Origin of the sequence: Brachybacterium nesterenkovii (assembly GCF_900163655.1) — a bacterium.
Lineage (GTDB): Bacteria > Actinomycetota > Actinomycetes > Actinomycetales > Dermabacteraceae > Brachybacterium > Brachybacterium nesterenkovii.
In genome coordinates this window covers 17,758-34,996 of sequence record NZ_FWFG01000013.1, presented here as the reverse complement: position 1 = coordinate 34,996, position 17,239 = coordinate 17,758, and the positions used below count along the sequence as shown (strand labels likewise).

The following is a 17,239-nucleotide window of genomic DNA, read 5'->3' as shown; positions in this document are numbered from 1 at the left end:
GGCTCAGATCCGGAAGAACGAGGAGTCGAGCTCGACCGCGGTCACCTGCTCGCGGTACCGGTTCCACTCGGCGCGCTTGTTGCGCAGGAAGTACTCGAAGACCTGCTCCCCCAGCGTCGAGGCCATGAGCTCGGAGGACTCGAAGCTCTCGAGCGCCCGGAACAGGTCCGTGGGCAGGGGCTCGTAGTCGAGAGCGCGACGCTCCTTGTCGGTGAGCTGCCAGACCGTGTCCTCGGCCCCCTCGGGCAGCTCGTACTCCCCCTCGATGCCCGCCATCCCGGCGGCCAGCAGCGCGGCGAAGGCGAGGTAGGGGTTGGCGGCGCTGTCGGCGCCGCGGAACTCGACGCGGGAGCTGGTGCCCTTGGTGGGCTTGTGGAAGGGGACGCGCACGAGCGCGGAGCGGTTGTTGTGCCCCCAGCACACGTAGCTCGGGGCCTCCTGCGCCCCCCACAGGCGCTTGTAGGAGTTCACGAACTGGCTGGTGAGCGCGCAGTACTCCGGGGCGTGGCGCAGCAGGCCCGCGATGAAGCGGCGGGCGGTCCGCGAGAGGCCGTACTCCGCGCCCGGCTCATGGAAGGCGTTCTTCCCGTTCTGGAACAGCGACAGATGCGTGTGCATCCCCGAGCCGGGGCTCTCGATCATGGGCTTGGGCATGAACGTGGCGACCGTCCCCATCGAGAGGGCGACCTCCTTGACCACCGTGCGGAACGTCAGGATGTTGTCGGCCGTGGTGAGGGCGTCGGCGTAGCGCAGATCGATCTCGTTCTGCCCCGGGCCGTTCTCGTGGTGGGAGTACTCGACCTGGATGTTCATCGCCTCGAGGTGCTGGATCACCGTGCGGCGGAAGTCCTGCCCGCTCGCCCGCGGCACGTGGTCGAAGTAGCCGGAGGTGTCCGTCGGGCGCAGCGGCACGCCCTCGCGGTACGGCTCCTCGAAGAGGTAGAACTCGATCTCCGGGTGGGTGAAGAACTCGAGCCCCTTCGCCTCGGCGCGGGCGATGGCGTCCTTGAGGACGCGGCGCGGGTCGGAGGCGGCGGGCTGCCCATCCGGGGTGAGGACGTCGCACATCATGCGCGCGGTCCCGGCGACCTCGCCGCGCCACGGCAGCAGCTGGAACGTCGCGGGGTCCGGTCGCAGCAGGATGTCGGACTCGAACTCCCGGGTCAGGCCCTCGATCGCGGAGCCGTCGATCCCGATGCCCTCCTCGAAGGCGGACTCGAGGTCCGCCGGGGAGATCGCGACCGACTTGAGCGTCCCGATCACGTCGCAGAACCACAGCCGCACGAAGCGGACGTCCTTCTCCTCGACGGTGCGGATCACGGCATCCTGGTGGCGTTCCATGGCCCCAGTGTGCCGCACCGCGACGTGCGAGAGCCGCCCCGGCGCGATGCCGGGACGGCTCTCGGATCCGTGACGGTCAGATGCCCGGGTCCGCGAAGCTCCCGAGCGCGACGCGGCCCCTCGGATGATCCGAGGGGCCGCGTCGATCGCAGAGATCCCGGCTCAGCCCCCTGTGGCGGCCAGGAAGTCGATGTACAGCTGGCCGTCGGCGCCCTTGCGCACGGGCACCGTGGTCCCACCGGCGTTGATGTTGATGACGCCGTCGGCTCCGACCTCGGCCTCGAGCAAGTCGGGCGTGATCACGTCACCGGCCGCCTTCAGCGTCTCCATCTGCGGTTCGAGTCCCTGCTTGCAGGCGTCCAGCATCGTGCCGGAGCTCATCCCGGTGCCCGTCGAGGAGTCGTAGACCATGCCGCAGGCGGTGTCGAGGTCGCCGCCGCCGGCGGACTTGTAGAAGTCGACGACGCGCTGCTTGGCGGGCTCGAGATCGGCCTCGGACGCGCTGACGGGAGCGGCATCGGTCGTCGCCGCGTCCGTCGTGGCGGCCTCGGTGGTCGCCGCCTCGGTGGTCGCGTCCTCCGTCGTGGTCGCCGCCTCGGTGGTGGCGGCCTCCGTCGTGGTCGCCGCCTCCGTCGTCCCCTCGGCCGTGTCCGCGGAGTCCCCGCCACCGCCGCAGGCGGCGAGCGAGAGGCTCAGGGCAGCCGCCCCGGAGACGGTGGCGAGACGGGTGATGGTGCGCTTCATGGTGGTCCCCCTGGGATCTGATCGGCGTCGGCGACCGCTCCCCTGCGGAGGCTCCCGGACATACTAGATGGCGTCCGTCACATCGGCGACAGTTCCGCGGCACGGATTAGGCTGGCGGCCATGAACGCTGCGTCTCCGCGCCCGCCCGCCGCCGATCCCTCCCGCCCGTCGAAGGTGCGCATCCGCCACCTCCAGGACGCCAAGGACACCGGCCGCCGCTTCGCGATGCTCACCGCCTACGACCAGTTCGCCGCGAAGGCGTTCGAGGCCGCCGGGATCGACGTGCTCCTCGTCGGCGACTCCGTCGGCACCACGGTGCTCGGCTACGACTCGACCACGCACACCACGCACCAGGACATGCTGACGTTCACCGGCGCCGTCGCCCGCAGCGTCTCGCGTCCGCTGATCGTCGCCGACCTCGCCTTCGGCACCTATCAGGGCGGCGGCGCGGACGCCCTGTCCGCCGCCGTGGACCTCGTCCGCGCCGGAGCCCAGGCCGTGAAGATGGAGGGCGGTCACGCGATCCTCGACCAGGTCAGGGCCGTCGTGCAGGCCGGCATCCCGGTAATGGGGCACCTCGGCTTCACGCCGCAGTCGGTCAACGCCCTGGGCGGGCACCGCGTGCAGGGCCGCGACCATGCCGCGGCGGACCGCCTCGCAGACGATGCCCTCGCCCTCCAGCAGGCGGGCGCCTTCGCGATCGTCCTCGAGCTCATGCCCGCTGCCGTGGCCGAGCGGATCACCGAGGTGCTGCACATCCCCACGATCGGCATCGGCGCCGGGCCCTCCTGCGACGGGCAGGTCCTCGTGTGGCAGGACATGGCCGGTCTCTCCGACTTCCGCGGCACGTTCGTCCACCGCTTCGCGGAGATCGGCGATGAGCTGCGCCGGGCGGCGCGCACGTACCGCGACGAGGTCGAGAACCGCCGCTACCCGGGGCGCGAGCACTCCTTCGACTGACCGCCCGGTCGGCCGCAACCGAGGGGCCGAGGGGCGATCAGTCCTCGCCCTCCCAGGCCTTGTCCGCCTCGTCCCAGTTCTCGTTGCGCTGCGCGGCGGTCTCGAGCGCCTTCTGCGCCTCCTCGCGCGTGGGATAGGGGCCCATGAGCACCATCCCGGAGGACTGCTTGCCCTCCTCGACCTGGCCGGTGGAGAGGTTGTAGTAGAAGTCCGCCATGGCGCTGCTCCTTCGCGACGGGGCCGTCAGCGCCGCGAGCGCGCGCGGCGCCCGGGCGGGCTCGGCCCGGTGAGAGACTGGTGCCCATGACTGTAGAGCACATCGATGCGTCGGGCCGCTGGCTGCGGCCGGAGGGCCGGGCCCTCATCACCCCGGGCGAGGTCTCGCCGCTGCGCCCGGTCCCCGACCGGATCGAACGGCCCGAGTACGTGGGCAAGGAGGAGGCGGTCTCGGACTCCGGGCCCGCCGTCCAGACCCCGGACGTCATCGCGCGCGTCCGCGAGGCCTCCCGGATCGCCGCGATCGCACTGCAGGCCGCCGGCGAGGCGACCCGCCCCGGCGTCACGACCGACGAGATCGACGCGATCGTCCACGACGTCCTCGTCGAGCACGGCGCCTACCCGTCGACCCTCGGCTACCTCGGCTACCCGAAGTCCTGCTGCACGAGCCTGAACGAGGTCATCTGCCACGGGATCCCCGACTCCACCGTGATGGAGGAGGGCGACATCCTCAACGTCGACGTGACCGCGTACCTCGACGGGGTCCACGGCGACACCAATGCGACGTTCCTCGTCGGCGAGGTCGACCCGCACGTCGCCGAGCTCGTCGAGCGCACCGAGGAGGCCATGTGGCGCGGCATCCGCGCCGCGCGTCCCGGCCGCGAGGTCAATGTCATCGGCCGCGTGATCGAGAAGTTCGTCGGCCGCCACGGCTACGAGTCCGTGCGCGACTATACGGGCCACGGCGTCGCCGAGGGCTTCCACAACGGCCTTGTCATCCCCCACTACGACTCCGCGCCGATGTTCGACGACATCATCGAGCCGCGCATGACGTTCACGGTCGAGCCGATGGTCACGCTCGGCTCGCAGGCCTGGGAGCAGTGGGACGACGGCTGGACGGTCGTGACGGCCGACCGCTCGTTCACGGCGCAGTTCGAGCACACGTTCCTCATCACCGAGGAGGGCTACGAGACCCTCACCCTGCCCTGACGCCCTGACCGGCGTCCGAACGGTCCCGCGCCCGCGCGCGGATCCTCTGCCAGACTGTCCCCGGCCCCGAGGCGGCGGCCCCATCCCCCACCAGGAGAACCCCATGAGCAAGACGGCATTCGGCATCGACATCGGCGGCAGCGGCATCAAGGGCGCTCCCGTCGACCTCAAGAAGGGGGAGCTGGCCGCGGACCGCCTCCGCATCCCCACCCCGCAGCCCTCGACCCCCGATGCCGTGGCCGACACCGTCGCGGAGCTCCTCGGCGCCTTCGACATCGACGCCGACATGCCGGTGGGCGTCACGTTCCCCGCCGTCATCCAGCACGGCGTCGCGCTCACCGCCGCGAACGTCGACAAGGCCTGGATCGGCACGGACGTCGACGCGCTGCTGGGCGAGCGCACCGGGCACGACGTGTTCGTGGTCAACGACGCGGACGCCGCGGGCATCGCCGAGATGGCCTTCGGCGCGGGCCGCGGACGCGACGGCGTCGTGATCATGACGACGCTCGGCACCGGCGTGGGCACGGCGCTGTTCATGGACGGCAAGCTGGTCCCGAACACCGAGCTGGGCCATCTGCCCATTAAGCGCGATGTCGAGGACTACGAGAAGTACATAGCGGACTCGGTCCGGGACCGCGAGGAGCTCGACTGGGCCGCGTGGGCCGAGCGGCTCCAGGAGTACTACGCGCTGCTGGAGTTCCTGTTCAACCCGGACCTCATCATCGTGGGCGGCGGCGTCTCCAAGAAGCACGAGAAGTTCCTGCCGCTGCTGGACCTGCGCACCGAGATCGTGCCCGCCGAGACCCGCAACGAGGCCGGGATCATCGGCGCCGCCTCGCTGGCCCGCCGCGCTCACAAGAAGAACCGCAAGCACGCGAGCTGAGTCGCCGCCCTGCTCGTCGGGGCGCCGGAGCAGCGCCCCGGTGCCCCGAGGGGCGGACCAGCCGGCCTGTAAGCCGGGTTCTGTGATCGGCAGTCATCCCTCTCGGATCGCCGTCGCCGACGACCTCCAGCGGCCTACCCGGGGACTCGGGCCGGCACCCTCAGACGTCCCCTGTCTGGCCTTGCTCCCGGTGGGGTTTGCCATGCCGGTCGTGTCACCACGACCGCGGTGGTCTCTTACACCACCCTTTCACCCTTACCGGCTCCCGACGTGCGGTGCCGGCGGTCTGCTCTCTGTGGCACTGTCCCGCGGATCGCTCCGGGTGGGCGTTACCCACCACCGTGCCGGACGGAGCCCGGACTTTCCTCGGCCCCGATGCGCTGCATCGGGGACGCGACTGCCCGGCCGACTGGTCCGCAGGGCAGTCTAGTCCCCCTCCCGTCCCCAGATCTCTCCCCGCGAAGGAGTGCCCGTCCCCGATGTTCCTGCTGCTGCCGCCCTCGGAGACCAAGACGCGACCTGGCATCGGCCCCGTCCTCGACCTCGACGCCCTCGCGCATCCCGCCCTGACGGCGCCGCGCGCCACCGTGCTGCGGGCGGCCGAGAGGACCGCTCGCTCCCGCGGCGCGGCCGGGTCGCTGAAGGTCCCGGCCTCGGCGCCCGAGCTCGTGGAGCGGATGGCGGCGATCACCGCGGAGCCGTGCGCCCCGGCGCTCGAGGTGTACGCGGGCGTCCTCTACGACGCGCTCGGGGATGCCCGTGGCGATGCCGAGCGGACGGTGCTCGTGACCTCGGCGCTGCTGGGCGTGGTCGACGCGGATTCCGACCGCATCCCCGCCTACCGGCTCTCGGCCGGCTCGGTGCTGTCGCGCCTGGGCGCGGCGGGCGCCTGGTGGCGTTCCCGTCTCGCACCGATCGCCCGGGAGCTGGCAGGCAGCGGACGCGTCGTCGTGGACTGCCGTTCGGGCGCCTATCGGTCGATGATGCCGGTGCCCGGGGCAATCGAGGTCGCGGCCGTCCGCGAGCGGGACGGCAAGCGCACCGTGGTCTCGCATGACGCCAAGCGGTACCGCGGACTGCTCGGGCGGGCGCTGCTGACGACCGAGCGGGCGCCCGCCGATGCCGAGGAGGTCGCGCACGCGGGCGCGGGCGCGCTCGGGGACGGCCTCGCGATCGAGCTGCAGGGCACGACGCTCACCGTCGTCGACCGCGGCTGAGACGGAGAACGTCCGGCCGCTCGGGCCCGACCGCTCAGGCCCGACCGTTCCAGGGGTCGGTGGACCGCTCGCTGATCGTCACCTCGAGACCGGGCAGGGCCTCGGCGAGCAGTGCCGCGGCCTCGGGCAGCCACAGCGCCTCGCTCGCGCTGTGGGCCACGTCGATGAGGGCGGGCACGGCCAGCGGATCCGCGGCGCCCTCGATGTGCTCGAGGGCGGGGTGGTGGCGGAGGTCCGAGGTGATGTAGACGTCCGCTCCGCTGCCCGTCGCGATGTCCAGGAAGGGGTCCCCGGCCCCGGGGCACAGCGTGACCGTGCGCACCTCGCGATCGGCGTCGCCGGTCCAGCGGATCCCCTGGGCGGTCTCCCGCACGATGCCCGCGATGCGCACGGCGAGCTGCCCGACGGTCGTGGGCTCGATGCTCCCGACGGCGCCGAGGCCCAGCAGGCGCGAGCCGTGCGCCGCCTCCTCCTCGCCCCCGGCGGCCAGGGCCCGCACCTCGCGCAGACCGAGGGCGCGGGTCCAGGCGCCCACCGTTCCGCGGCTGGAGCGGTCCACGTTCGTATGGCCGCACCACAGGGCGGTTCCGGCGCGCACGAGCTCGGCGACGACCGCGCCCTTGCCCGTGTCCGAGGGCAGGAAGCTCGCCCCGCGCAGCAGCAGCGGGTGATGGGTCACCAGCAGATCCGCGCCGTCGGCCACCGCCTCCCGCACCACGGCGAGCGTGGGATCGACGGCCAGGCGGACGCGCCGCACACCAGCGGTGCGGTCCCCGACCACGAGTCCCGGCCGGTCCCAGTCCTCCGCCCACTCCAGCGGGTAGGCGCCCTCGAGCACGGCGAGGACGTCTCCCAGCGAGTGCCCGGCGCTCATGCCTCCGCCGCCCCGAGCGCGGCGAGGGACTCCACCAGCGCGGCCCGGTACGCCTTCCACGGCATGACGACGCACTTGACGCGCCCGGGGAACTTCGAGGCGCCCAGCAGCGCGACCGCATCGCCGATCAGCTCCTCGTCGCCGGCGTCCTTGCCGCGGGAGGCCATCGACAGCTCGAAGCTGTCGGAAATCTCGGCGGCGCGCTCGACGCTCTGCCCGCGCAGGAGGTCGGCCATCATCGAGGCGCTCGCGCGGGACATCGCACAGCCCTGCGCGTCGTAGCTGACGTCCTCGATCACGGGATCGTCCACCGGCCCCGTCAGGTGCAGGCGCAGCGTGATCTCGTCCCCGCAGGTGGGGTTGACGTGGTGGACCTCCCCCTCGAACGGCTCGCGCAGGCCCGCGTGCAGCGGCCGCTTGTCGTGCTCGAAGATGATGTCGGTGTACAGCGAGGTGAGGCTCGCAGAGGTCATGGGGATCCTCCTGGCGTCAGCGGAAGCGGTCGAAGAAGGCGACGACCTGCGCCATGCCGTCGACCAGGGCATCGACCTCGGCGGCGGTCGTGTGCACGGAGAAGCTCGCCCGGGTCGTGCCGTGCAGGCCGTAGCGGCGGTGCAGGGGCCAGGCGCAGTGGTGGCCCACGCGCACCTGGATGCCGAGGCTGTCGAGCACCTGCCCGACATCGTGGGGGTGGCGCCCGGCGAGGTCGAAGGCGACGGCACCGGCACGGTCGTCGGAGAGGGCGGGCCCGAGGATGCGCACGCCGGGGATCTCCGCGAGACCCGCGATGGCCCGGCGCGTCAGGGCGCCCTCGTGGGCCAGGACGTTCTCGCGCCCGAGGCCGTCGAGGTAGTCGCAGGCCGCGGCCAGGCCCACGGCCTGGGAGACCATCGGCGTGCCGGCCTCGAAGCGCGCGGGCGGCTCGGCGTACGTCGAGCGATCCATGAAGACCTCCTCGATCATGGATCCGCCGGTCAGGAACGGGGGCAGCTCGGCAAGCACGTCGTAGCGGCCCCAGAGCACGCCGATCCCGGTGGGACCGAGCATCTTGTGGCCCGAGAACGCCAGCAGGTCGACGCCGAGATCGGCGACGGACACCGGCATGTGCGGCACGCTCTGGCAGGCATCGAGGACGACGAGCGCGCCGACGGCACGGGCACGCTCGGCCAGCTCCCGCACCGGGTTGACGGTGCCCAGCACGTTGGACTGATGCGACAGCGCGAGGACCTTGGTGCGCTCGGTCAGCAGCGAGTCGAGATCCGTGAGATCGAGCCGGAAGTCATCGCCCAGCGGGATCCAGCGCAACGTGGCCCCCGTGCGGCGCGCGAGCTCCTGCCACGGGACGAGGTTCGCATGATGCTCCATCTCGGTGACGAGGATCTCGTCCCCCTCGCGCACGCGCAGACGATCCGGGGTCGAGGCGTCGCCGTTGCCGAGCGCGTACGCGACGAGGTTCAGCGACTCCGTCGCGTTCTTGGTGAAGACGATCTCCTCGGCGCGCCGGGCGCCGATGAACGCGGCCACCCGTTCGCGCGCGCCCTCGTAGGCGTCGGTCGCGGCCTCCGCCATCTGATGCGCTCCGCGCTTGACGGCGGCGTTGCCCGAGGTGAGGAAGGCGACCTCGGCGTCGATCACCTGCTGCGGCCGCTGGCTCGTCGCCCCCGCGTCGAGGTAGACGAGGGGACGCCCGTCGGCGAGCGTGCGCCCGAGGATCGGGAAGTCACGGCGGACGGCCTCGACATCGAACGGGGTGGGAGACGCAGTCATCGAGCGGGTTCCTCCTGGCGGAGCGCGGCGGGTCACGGTTCCGTTCAGCATAGGACTCCCGCCCGAGAGGCCGACTGGCCGGTCCGTACCCTGCGCTACCGTGGCCGGGTCCTCCCCCGCCCGCGCCGCGCACCCGGGAGACCGATCCCGACAGGAGCCGCCGTGAGCACCTGGATGCGCATCCAGTTCTTCGCCTTCTTCTTCACCTGGGCGACCTTCATCTCGGACTGGGCCCCAATCTTCACCGAGCGCGGCTTCGACTCCTCGCGCGTCGGGCTCGCGATCACCGTCTCCCTCGTCACCCGCGCCCTCGCGGTGGTGCTCCTGTTCCCCCTGGTCAACAGGTTCGTGCCGCTGGGCACGATGCTCAAGGCGCTGCCCTGGCTGTGCCTGGCCGGCGCCCTGGCCTTCCTCCCCCACACCGGCTTCACGGCCCTGGTCGTGCTCTCGGCCGTCTTCGGCGTGCTGTACCCGACGGCGATGCCGGCGCTCGAGACGACGGCGAGCCTCGGGGCCCAGCGCGGGTCCCTGGTCTACGGACCGACCCGGATGTGGGGCTCGGCGGGCTTCATCGTCGGGGCGGGCGTGGACGGGGCGGTCCAGCAGCTCTTCGGCACCCCGGCCCTGCTGCTCGTCTTCATCGGCGGGATCGCGGCGATGGCCGTGACGGCGCTCCTCCCGCTCGGCGATGCGCAGGTGGCCGCGCAGCGCTCCGGCTCGCTCGGGTCCTGGGGGCCGCTGTTCACCCGTCCCGTGTTCGTGCTGGCCCTGGCCGTCTCGGTGCTCGTCCAGAGCTCGCACGCCGCCTACTACACCTTCGGCACGCTGCACGCCGCACGGCTCGGGGCCGCCCCCGTGGTCGTCGCGGCGCTGCTCATCATCGCGCCGCTCGGCGAGCTCGTCGTCTTCCGCGTCACGGGGTCGTTCGCGGAGCGCTGGTCGCTCGCGGCCCTCATGGGCACCGCGGTCGCCGGCAGCGTGGTGCGCTGGGTGCTGTGGGCGCTCGTGCCCTCGGTCCCTCTGCTCCTGGTCTCCCAGGTGCTGCACGGGCTCACCTTCGGGATGCTCCAGGTGGGGTTCGTCCAGACGCTGCGGCGCCAGGTCTCCCCCGGGCTCGTCGCCCCCGCGCAGGGGCTCTACAACGCGCTCGGCACGGGTGTCGGGACGGCCGTGATGACGGTGATCGCGGGGCACTGGTTCGACTCCTCCCCGCTGCTCGCGTTCGCCGCCATGATCGCCTGCGCCCTCGCCGCGGTCCCCCTCACCCTCGCTCTTGCTCGTCGCGAGCGCGTGGACGGCGCCGATCACAGCCCGCTGTCCGTGATGTGAACGACATCGCACATTCTGGGGAAGCGCACAGGAACAGTCCGTGACGTGCAGGGACATCGGTAAGTTCACCGTCCGTTCACCCGGCGGCCAGCTCCCGGTCCCCCAGCGCGGCGTCGACCGGGACCGACGACGCCCCGCGGGGGCTCTCGGAGTCCTACTGTGACGTCGTGCGATCTCGCACCCCCCACTCTCAGGAGACAGCGTGCTGACCTCTTCGCTCGTCATCGTGGCCATCGTGGTGATCACGGCCCTGGCCTTCGACTTCACCAACGGGTTCCACGACAGCGCCAATGCGATGGCCACCTCGGTCGCCACCGGCGCGCTGCGCCCCCGCGTCGCCGTCGCCCTCGCCGCGGTCCTCAACGTGGTCGGCGCGTTCATGTCGACGGAGGTCGCCAAGACGATCTCCTCGGGCATGGTCGACGACTCGCTCGTGACCCCCGCGATGGTCTTCGCCGGCCTGACGGGCGCGATCATCTGGAACCTGCTGACCTGGCTGCTGGGCATGCCCTCCAGCTCCAGCCACGCGCTGTTCGGCGGCCTCATCGGAGCGGTCCTGGTCTCGGCCGGCATCGCGGGCGTCCACTTCGATGTGGTCGTCTCCAAGATCCTGCTGCCCGCCCTCGCGGCCCCTCTGGTCGCGGGCGTCGCCGCCGCGGTCGCCACGCGCCTGGCCTACCGGATCGTCCCCGATCCCGAGGGCCGCTCCGCCTCGGTGTTCCGCCACGGACAGACGATCTCGGCCTCGATGGTGGCGCTCGCCCACGGCACCTCGGACGGCCAGAAGACGATGGGCATCATCACCCTCGTGCTCGTCGCCGGCGGCTACCAGCTCTCCGGGACCAGCCCGCAGTTCTGGGTGGTGCTGCTCGCGGGTCTGGCGATCGGTGCGGGCACCTACTCCGGCGGCTGGCGCATCATGCGGACACTCGGCAAGGGTCTCGTGGACATCAAGGCCCCCCAGGGCTTCGCCGCCGAGTCCGCGACGACCGCCGCGATCCTCGCCTCGAGCCACCTCGGCTTCGGCCTGTCGACCACGCACGTGGCCTCGGGCTCGATCATGGGCTCCGGCGTGGGACGCAATGCCAAGGAGGTCCGCTGGTCGGTCGCCGGGCGCATGGCCCTGACCTGGCTCGTGACCCTGCCCTGCGCCGCCGCGGTCGGGGCCGCCGCCGCGGCGATCACGCTGCTGGGAAGCGCCGGCATCGTCATCACCCTCGTCCTCCTCATCGGCACCGTCGCCGCCGTGCTCGTGGCCGCCCGCCGCAACAAGGTGACCGCCGACAACGTCCACGACACCCATGAGGTCGCCGTCATCGCCCCCGCCAGCGGCTCCGGCCCCGTCGGCGGCTCCGGCACCGCCGTCCCCACGCACGCCTGAGCACGGCCGCCCCGCCGCCTGAAGGAGAATCCGCCATGCATATCGACTTCGCAGCGCTCGGCCTCGTCGCCGGCGTGACCCTGCTGGCCTGCGTCGCGCTCGTGACGCTCGTGTCGCTGGGCGCCCGGCTCCTGGACGCGGGCGCGAACGGCTCCATCGCCCCGGCCCGTCGAGCCGGCGGGTACGCCGTCCTCGGCCTCGCCGGACTGCTGATCCTCTTCGGCCTCTACCTGGTGATCCCGGCCTTCCACAGCTGACGGGCGCGGTCGCCGCGCGCGGACCCCGCCGTTAGGCTGACGCCATGACCGGCTTCCCCCTGCTCCTGTCCGTGGTCTTCGGCGTCGCGATCCTCGCGACCATGATCGCGGTGCTGCTCGGCATGCGCGGGCGTCTGGGCTCCTCCGAGCAGCCCCGCGAGAGCGCCGCCGAGACCTGGCGCACCGCGGTCCCGTGGCTGATCGCCCTCGCGGTGCTCCTGGGCGGCCTGCTGGGCCTGTACTGGCTCATGAAGGGCTGACCGCGACGGCACCGGGCCACATGGAGTGCGAAGGCCGATCGTCCTGCCCGCGGTCCCCGACACAGTGCGAGGATGCGGCCATGACCACCGTGAACGATGTCCTCCGCCCCGGCTCCACCGCGCTGCTGACCACCCAGGGCCCCGACGGCCCCCGCACCCGGCCCGTGATCGTCCACGACGATCCCGCGGGCGAGATCGGCGTCCTGGCGGTCCTGACCAAGCCGGACACGCGCAAGATCGCCGACGTCGCGGCGACGCCGCGCGCGACCGTCTGCGGCACCACCGCCGACGGCTACTACGCGCTCGAGGCCCGCACCGAGGTCATCGACGACCCGGCCGTCGTAGGCCCCGCCATGGCGCGCTTCCTGGGCATGGACCCCGCCCAGGCCCCCGCTCCCGAGCCCGGCGCCGCACCCGCCGTGGCGGCGATCCGCCTTCGCTTCGACTCGGGGAAGAAGTGGACCGTCCACTCGGACAAGCCCTTCGACAACGACGTCGAGAACATCGAGATCTGAGGGGTCTGATCTGGTGGGTCGTGAGGGACTCGAACCCCCGACATCCACGGTGTAAGCGTGGCGCTCTGACCAGCTGAGCTAACGACCCGTCCGCGCGTCGCCGCGCGGGCGCCCGGGCCGAGCAGCGCGCGGCGGGCACTGCATGGTCACAGATCGCGCATGACCGCGGCAAGTCGGCCCATGTCGCGGGCACCGCCCGGCCGAGCGGCATCCCGCCACACCTCGCGCCCTGCGGCGTCGAGGACGACGCTCGTGCGCCGCGGCCTCCCGGTCGCCTCATCGAAGGCATCGAGCGCCCGAGCGAGCGCGCCGTGGGGCCAGAAGTCCGAGAGCAGCGGCAGCGCGAGGCCCTCGTGCTCGCGCCATGCCGCGAGCACGGCCGGGGCATCGCACGTCACGGCCAGGACAGGGATGCCCCGCTCCCCCGCCTCGCGCCACGCGCGCTCGATGCCGGGCAGCTCGGAGGTGCACACGGGCGTGAACGCACCGGGCAGGAGGACGATCGCGCAGGGGATGCCGCGCAGCTCGTCGAGCGGGAGCGCGCCGCCGTCGTGGTCGACGAGGGTCAAACCCGCGAGGGGGCCGGGCATCGGCGTCTCAGGCTGCGCGAGAGGCCAGGCGGGTGCCCGACCAGTCGGGGGCCAGGCTCATCGTGCCCATCGCGCGCATGCCCGCGAGGTCCGCGGACTCCTGCACGGTCGCCGGCAGCACGTGGCCGTCGCGGCCTGCCTTCGGCGTGAGGAGCCAGACGGGGCCTCCCTCGGCCAGGGTGGTCAGGGCGTCGACGAGGGCGTCGACGAGATCGCCGTCGCCGTCGCGCCACCACAGGACCACGCCATCGACGATCTCCTGGCAGTCCTCGTCCTCGAGGTCGGCATCGATCGAGTCCTCGATCGCATCGCGCAGGTCCAGGTCCACATCGTCGGCGTAGCCGAGCTCCTGGACGATCTGACCGGGCTCGAAGCCGAGGACATCGGCGGGGCTGGACGCCTGCGCGTCGGACGACGGGGACAAGGGGCGGCTCCTCGGGGAACGGGGACCGGCGCGCACGACGACGCGCCGATGGGGACTGCGCACCGCCGGGCGGGCGCGTCAGGAGTCTAGCGAACTGTGTTTTTCGTGTCACTCGCCCCGTGGGGACGCCGCGGACGCCTCACCGCGCCGGTGCCTGAGGACGTACGCTGGAACGACCTGTGGCCCTGGGGGCCGCCGCGCATGATGCCCTCGGCATCGACCGCGGCCGGCACCGGGGCCGAGTACCCCCGCTCGTAGAGAGAAGGCCAATGTGACCGCCAGCGAGACCCCAGGTCCCATCGGAATCAGCCTGCCCAGCCATGCCCAGGACACCGATCCTGAGGAGACCCGGGAGTGGGTGGAGTCCTTCGACTCCCTGCTCGAGGCCCGCGGCCCCGAGCGCGCGCAGGAGATCGTCCAGAGCGTGATCCAGCACGCGCATGACGTCCACGTGAAGGTCCCCCACAGCCTCAACACCGACTACGTCAACACGATCCCCGCCTCCGAGCAACCGGAGTACCCCGGCGACCGCAAGCTCGAGAAGGAGATCAAGGACGCCCTGCGCTGGAACGCCGCGATGGTGGTCCACCGCGCCCAGCGCCCGGGCGTCGGCGTCGGCGGCCACCTGTCGTCGTTCGCCTCGATCGCCTCGATGTACGAGGTCGGCTTCAACCACTTCTTCCGCGGCCGCGAGCATCCCGGCGGCGGCGACCAGATCTTCTTCCAGGGCCACGCCTCCCCCGGCATCTACGCCCGCGCCTTCATGCTGGGCCGTCTCGAGCAGAAGGACCTCGACGGCTTCCGCCAGGAGAAGTCGCACCCGCACGGCATCCCGTCCTACCCCCACCCGCGCTCCATGCCGGAGTTCTGGGAGTTCCCGACGGTGTCGATGGGCATCGGCCCGGTCAACGCGATCGAGCAGGCGTCCTTCAACAAGTACCTGCACAACCGCGGCATCAAGGACACCTCGGACCAGCACGTCTGGGCGTTCCTCGGCGACGGCGAGATGGACGAGGTCGAGTCCCGCGGCCACATCCACAACGCCGCCAAGGAGCACCTGGACAACCTGACCTTCGTCGTCAACTGCAACCTGCAGCGCCTCGACGGCCCGGTCCGCGGCAACGGCAAGATCATCCAGGAGCTCGAAGCCCAGTTCCGCGGCGCGGGCTGGAACGTCATCAAGCTCGTGTGGGGCTCCGGCTGGGACCCGCTGCTGGACAAGGACGACGACGGCGCGCTCGTCGACCTCATGAACGCGACCCCGGACGGCGACTTCCAGACCTACCGCACCGAGAACGGCGCCTTCATCCGCGACAACTTCTTCGGCCGCGACCCCCGCACCAAGGCCATGGTCGCGGACATGTCGGACGACGACATCTGGTGGAAGCTCAACCGCGGCGGCAACGACCCGGTCAAGGTGCACGCCGCGTTCAAGGCCGCGATGGAGCACAAGGGCCAGCCGACGGTCATCCTGGCCCACACCATCAAGGGCTACCGCCTGGGCAAGAGCTTCGCGGGCCGCAATGCGACCCACCAGATGAAGAAGTTCACCCTGGACGACCTCAAGACCCTCCGCGACACGCTGAACATCCCGATCACGGACGAGCAGCTCGAGTCCGGCAGCGTCTACGACGCCCCGTACTACCTGCCCCCGGAGGACTCCGAGGCGATGCAGTACTTCCGCGCCCGCCGCGCGGAGCTGGGCGGTCCGGTCCCCAACCGCCGCTTCAAGAAGGTCACGCTGGACCTCCCCGGTGACAAGGCGTACGAGGTCGCACGCCGCGGCTCCGGCAAGCAGGAGATCGCCACCACGATGGCTCTCGTGCGCCTGGTCAAGGACCTCATGCGCGACAAGGCCACCGGCAAGCTGTGGGTCCCGATCATCCCCGACGAGGCCCGCACCTTCGGCATGGACTCCATGTTCCCGACGGCCAAGATCTACAACCCGGACGGCCAGAACTACGTCTCGGTCGACCGCGACCTGCTGCTGGCCTACAAGGAGTCCGCGCAGGGCCAGATCAAGCACATGGGCATCAACGAGATCGGCGCGACCTCGGCGTTCACCGTCGCCGGCACGTCGCACTCGACCCATGAGCAGCCGATGATCCCGTTCTACATCTTCTACTCGATGTTCGGGTTCCAGCGCACCGGCGACTTCTTCTGGGCCGCCGGCGACCAGATGGCCCGCGGCTTCGTGATCGGCGCGACCGCCGGCAAGACGACGCTGGCCGGCGAGGGCCTCCAGCACATGGACGGCCACTCCCCGGTCCTCGCCGCGACCAACCCGGCCGCTGTGATCTACGACCCCGCGTACGGGTACGAGATCGGGCACATCATCCGCGACGGCCTGCAGCGCATGTACGGCGAGGACCCCCGCGACCCGGACGTCTTCTACTACCTGACGGTGTACAACGAGCCGATCGTGCACCCGGCCGAGCCGGAGGGCCTGGACGTCGAGGGTCTGCTCAAGGGCATGTACGAGCTGCGCCCGGCCCCGGAGGGCGACGGCCCCGTCGTCCAGCTCATGTCCTCGGGCGTCGGCGTGCCGTGGGCGCTCCACGCGCAGGAGATCCTCGAGCAGGACTGGGGCGTCCGCGCCGCGGTCTGGTCCGTCACCAGCTGGTCGGAGATGCGCAAGGAGGCCCTCGCGGCCGACGAGCACACGTTCCTCCACCCCGAGGACGAGGCCCGCACCCCGTGGATCTCGCAGCGCCTGCAGGGCGTCGAGGGCCCGTTCGTCGCCACGAGCGACTACGAGTCGATGGTCCCCGAGATGATCCGCCCGTGGATCCCCGGCGCCTACGGCGTCCTGGGCGCCGACGGCTGGGGCTTCTCGGACACCCGTCCGGCCGCCCGCCGCTTCCTCCACATCGACGCGCACTCCATGGTCGTCAAGGCCCTGCAGATGCTCGCCGCCGAGGGCAAGGTCGACGCGTCGGCTCCGCGCGAGGCGATCCAGCGCTACGAGCTGCTGAACGTCAACGCGGGCCAGTCCGGATCCGATGGGGGCGAGTCCTGAGCGCCGACGTCGCACAGGCGGACTCCGCGCGCACGGCGACGACCCCGCACGCCCTCACGGGCATCTGCAGGATCGACCGCCATGCCGCGGAGCCGCCGGTCCGCCAGATCTGCGATGCGATCGCCCGGGCCGTGCAGGACGGGCGGCTCGCGCCGGGCACCCGTCTGCCCACGGTGAGGGCCCTCGCGGCGGACCTCGACGTCGCCGTGAACACCGTCGCCAAGGCGTTCCGCCGTCTCGAGGAGGCCCGGATCGTCATCACGCGCGGTCGCGCGGGCACCGTCATCGCCCCGCTCGACGGCCCGGCGAGCCGCCTCGAGAAGGCGGCCCGCGATTTCGCGGAGCTGTCCGTCCAGCTCGGCATCGATCACGAGCGCGCCGAGCGCCTCGTGAAGGCCGCGCTCACGGCCGCTCGCACCAGCTGAGCACGGGGCGCCTCCCCGGCATGATGCCGGGGAGGCGCCCTGTGCCC

The 17,239-nt window shown here is 71.8% G+C and carries 19 protein-coding genes, 1 tRNA gene and 1 other RNA gene; 11 read left to right on the top strand and 10 right to left on the bottom strand.

Translation table 11 applies throughout. The features are described from left to right. Positions 1-3: 3 nt before the first annotated feature. Positions 4-1,341: a glutamine synthetase family protein gene (locus FM110_RS01405; RefSeq protein ID WP_087101953.1), complete on the bottom strand. Its 1,338-nt coding sequence runs from the start codon at positions 1,339-1,341 to the stop codon at positions 4-6. A 162-nt stretch (positions 1,342-1,503) separates the two neighbouring features. Next, positions 1,504-2,085, bottom strand: coding sequence for a hypothetical protein (locus FM110_RS01400; protein ID WP_087101951.1), 582 nt, complete (start codon positions 2,083-2,085; stop codon positions 1,504-1,506). A 120-nt stretch (positions 2,086-2,205) separates the two neighbouring features. On the opposite strand from FM110_RS01400, the gene panB reads away from it, so the two are divergent. Next, a complete protein-coding gene (gene panB, locus FM110_RS01395; RefSeq protein WP_087101949.1) occupies positions 2,206-3,045 on the top strand; it encodes a 3-methyl-2-oxobutanoate hydroxymethyltransferase in 840 nt (279 codons plus the stop codon). A 37-nt stretch (positions 3,046-3,082) separates the two neighbouring features. On the opposite strand, the gene FM110_RS01390 is transcribed toward panB, so the two are convergent. After that, the gene (locus FM110_RS01390) at positions 3,083-3,262 is read right to left on the bottom strand and encodes an SPOR domain-containing protein (protein ID WP_087101947.1); all 180 of its coding nucleotides are present in this window, start codon (positions 3,260-3,262) and stop codon (positions 3,083-3,085) included. An 86-nt stretch (positions 3,263-3,348) separates the two neighbouring features. Here FM110_RS01390 and map point away from each other — a divergent pair, with 86 nt between their 5' ends. Continuing rightward, the gene (map, locus tag FM110_RS01385; protein WP_087101945.1) at positions 3,349-4,251 is read left to right on the top strand and encodes a type I methionyl aminopeptidase; all 903 of its coding nucleotides are present in this window, start codon (positions 3,349-3,351) and stop codon (positions 4,249-4,251) included. Positions 4,252-4,354: 103 nt separating this feature from the next. After that, positions 4,355-5,134: a polyphosphate--glucose phosphotransferase gene (gene ppgK, locus FM110_RS01380; protein ID WP_087101943.1), complete on the top strand. Its 780-nt coding sequence runs from the start codon at positions 4,355-4,357 to the stop codon at positions 5,132-5,134. 53 nt (positions 5,135-5,187) lie between these two features. Here the strand turns inward: ppgK and rnpB are convergent. Further along, positions 5,188-5,547: RNase P RNA component class A (rnpB, locus tag FM110_RS01375), an RNA gene on the bottom strand. A 66-nt stretch (positions 5,548-5,613) separates the two neighbouring features. On the opposite strand from rnpB, the gene FM110_RS01370 reads away from it, so the two are divergent. Next, positions 5,614-6,351, top strand: coding sequence for a YaaA family protein (locus FM110_RS01370; protein ID WP_087101941.1), 738 nt, complete (start codon positions 5,614-5,616; stop codon positions 6,349-6,351). A 34-nt stretch (positions 6,352-6,385) separates the two neighbouring features. Here FM110_RS01370 and FM110_RS01365 read toward each other — a convergent pair whose 3' ends face one another. Genes FM110_RS01365 through FM110_RS01355 form a run of 3 tightly spaced genes read right to left on the bottom strand, consistent with a single transcriptional unit; the run spans position 6,386 to position 8,992 of the window. Beyond that, positions 6,386-7,225, bottom strand: a complete 840-nt coding sequence (locus tag FM110_RS01365; protein ID WP_087101940.1) for a Nif3-like dinuclear metal center hexameric protein — start codon at positions 7,223-7,225, stop codon at positions 6,386-6,388. Further along, positions 7,222-7,698 (bottom strand): Fe-S cluster assembly sulfur transfer protein SufU, encoded by a 477-nt coding sequence (gene sufU / locus FM110_RS01360; protein WP_087101938.1) that lies wholly within the window; start codon positions 7,696-7,698, stop codon positions 7,222-7,224. The genes FM110_RS01365 and sufU overlap by 4 nt, the downstream gene beginning before the upstream one ends. A 16-nt stretch (positions 7,699-7,714) precedes the next feature. Then, on the bottom strand, positions 7,715-8,992 hold the full coding sequence (locus FM110_RS01355) for an aminotransferase class V-fold PLP-dependent enzyme (RefSeq protein ID WP_087101937.1): 1,278 nt from the start codon (positions 8,990-8,992) through the stop codon (positions 7,715-7,717). A gap of 162 nt (positions 8,993-9,154) precedes the next feature. Between FM110_RS01355 and FM110_RS01350 the strand changes: the two genes are divergently transcribed. From FM110_RS01350 to FM110_RS01330, 5 genes are all read left to right on the top strand, one after another. Beyond that, positions 9,155-10,321, top strand: coding sequence for an MFS transporter (locus FM110_RS01350; protein WP_087101935.1), 1,167 nt, complete (start codon positions 9,155-9,157; stop codon positions 10,319-10,321). Positions 10,322-10,526: 205 nt separating this feature from the next. Next, the gene (locus FM110_RS01345) at positions 10,527-11,702 is read left to right on the top strand and encodes an inorganic phosphate transporter (protein WP_087102012.1); all 1,176 of its coding nucleotides are present in this window, start codon (positions 10,527-10,529) and stop codon (positions 11,700-11,702) included. A 35-nt stretch (positions 11,703-11,737) separates the two neighbouring features. Then, positions 11,738-11,959 carry a hypothetical protein gene (locus FM110_RS01340; RefSeq protein ID WP_087101933.1) on the top strand — a complete coding sequence of 74 codons (222 nt, stop codon included), beginning with the start codon at positions 11,738-11,740 and terminating at the stop codon, positions 11,957-11,959. 44 nt (positions 11,960-12,003) lie between these two features. Further along, positions 12,004-12,219, top strand: coding sequence for a hypothetical protein (locus FM110_RS01335; RefSeq protein ID WP_087101931.1), 216 nt, complete (start codon positions 12,004-12,006; stop codon positions 12,217-12,219). 80 nt (positions 12,220-12,299) lie between these two features. Continuing rightward, positions 12,300-12,734 carry a pyridoxamine 5'-phosphate oxidase family protein gene (locus tag FM110_RS01330; RefSeq protein WP_087101929.1) on the top strand — a complete coding sequence of 145 codons (435 nt, stop codon included), beginning with the start codon at positions 12,300-12,302 and terminating at the stop codon, positions 12,732-12,734. Positions 12,735-12,745: 11 nt separating this feature from the next. Here the strand turns inward: FM110_RS01330 and FM110_RS01325 are convergent. From FM110_RS01325 to FM110_RS01315, 3 genes are all read right to left on the bottom strand, one after another. Next, a tRNA-Val gene (locus FM110_RS01325) sits at positions 12,746-12,822 on the bottom strand. 58 nt (positions 12,823-12,880) lie between these two features. Further along, positions 12,881-13,324, bottom strand: a complete 444-nt coding sequence (locus FM110_RS01320; RefSeq protein WP_087101927.1) for a redoxin domain-containing protein — start codon at positions 13,322-13,324, stop codon at positions 12,881-12,883. Positions 13,325-13,331: 7 nt separating this feature from the next. Next, positions 13,332-13,748 (bottom strand): DUF3052 domain-containing protein, encoded by a 417-nt coding sequence (locus tag FM110_RS01315; protein WP_087101925.1) that lies wholly within the window; start codon positions 13,746-13,748, stop codon positions 13,332-13,334. A gap of 271 nt (positions 13,749-14,019) precedes the next feature. Between FM110_RS01315 and aceE the strand changes: the two genes are divergently transcribed. Further along, positions 14,020-16,767 (top strand): pyruvate dehydrogenase (acetyl-transferring), homodimeric type, encoded by a 2,748-nt coding sequence (gene aceE, locus FM110_RS01310; RefSeq protein ID WP_087101923.1) that lies wholly within the window; start codon positions 14,020-14,022, stop codon positions 16,765-16,767. Further along, complete coding sequence (locus FM110_RS01305) at positions 16,746-17,192, top strand: GntR family transcriptional regulator (protein WP_407641019.1); 447 nt, start codon at positions 16,746-16,748, stop codon at positions 17,190-17,192. The genes aceE and FM110_RS01305 overlap by 22 nt, the downstream gene beginning before the upstream one ends. Positions 17,193-17,239: the final 47 nt, after the last annotated feature.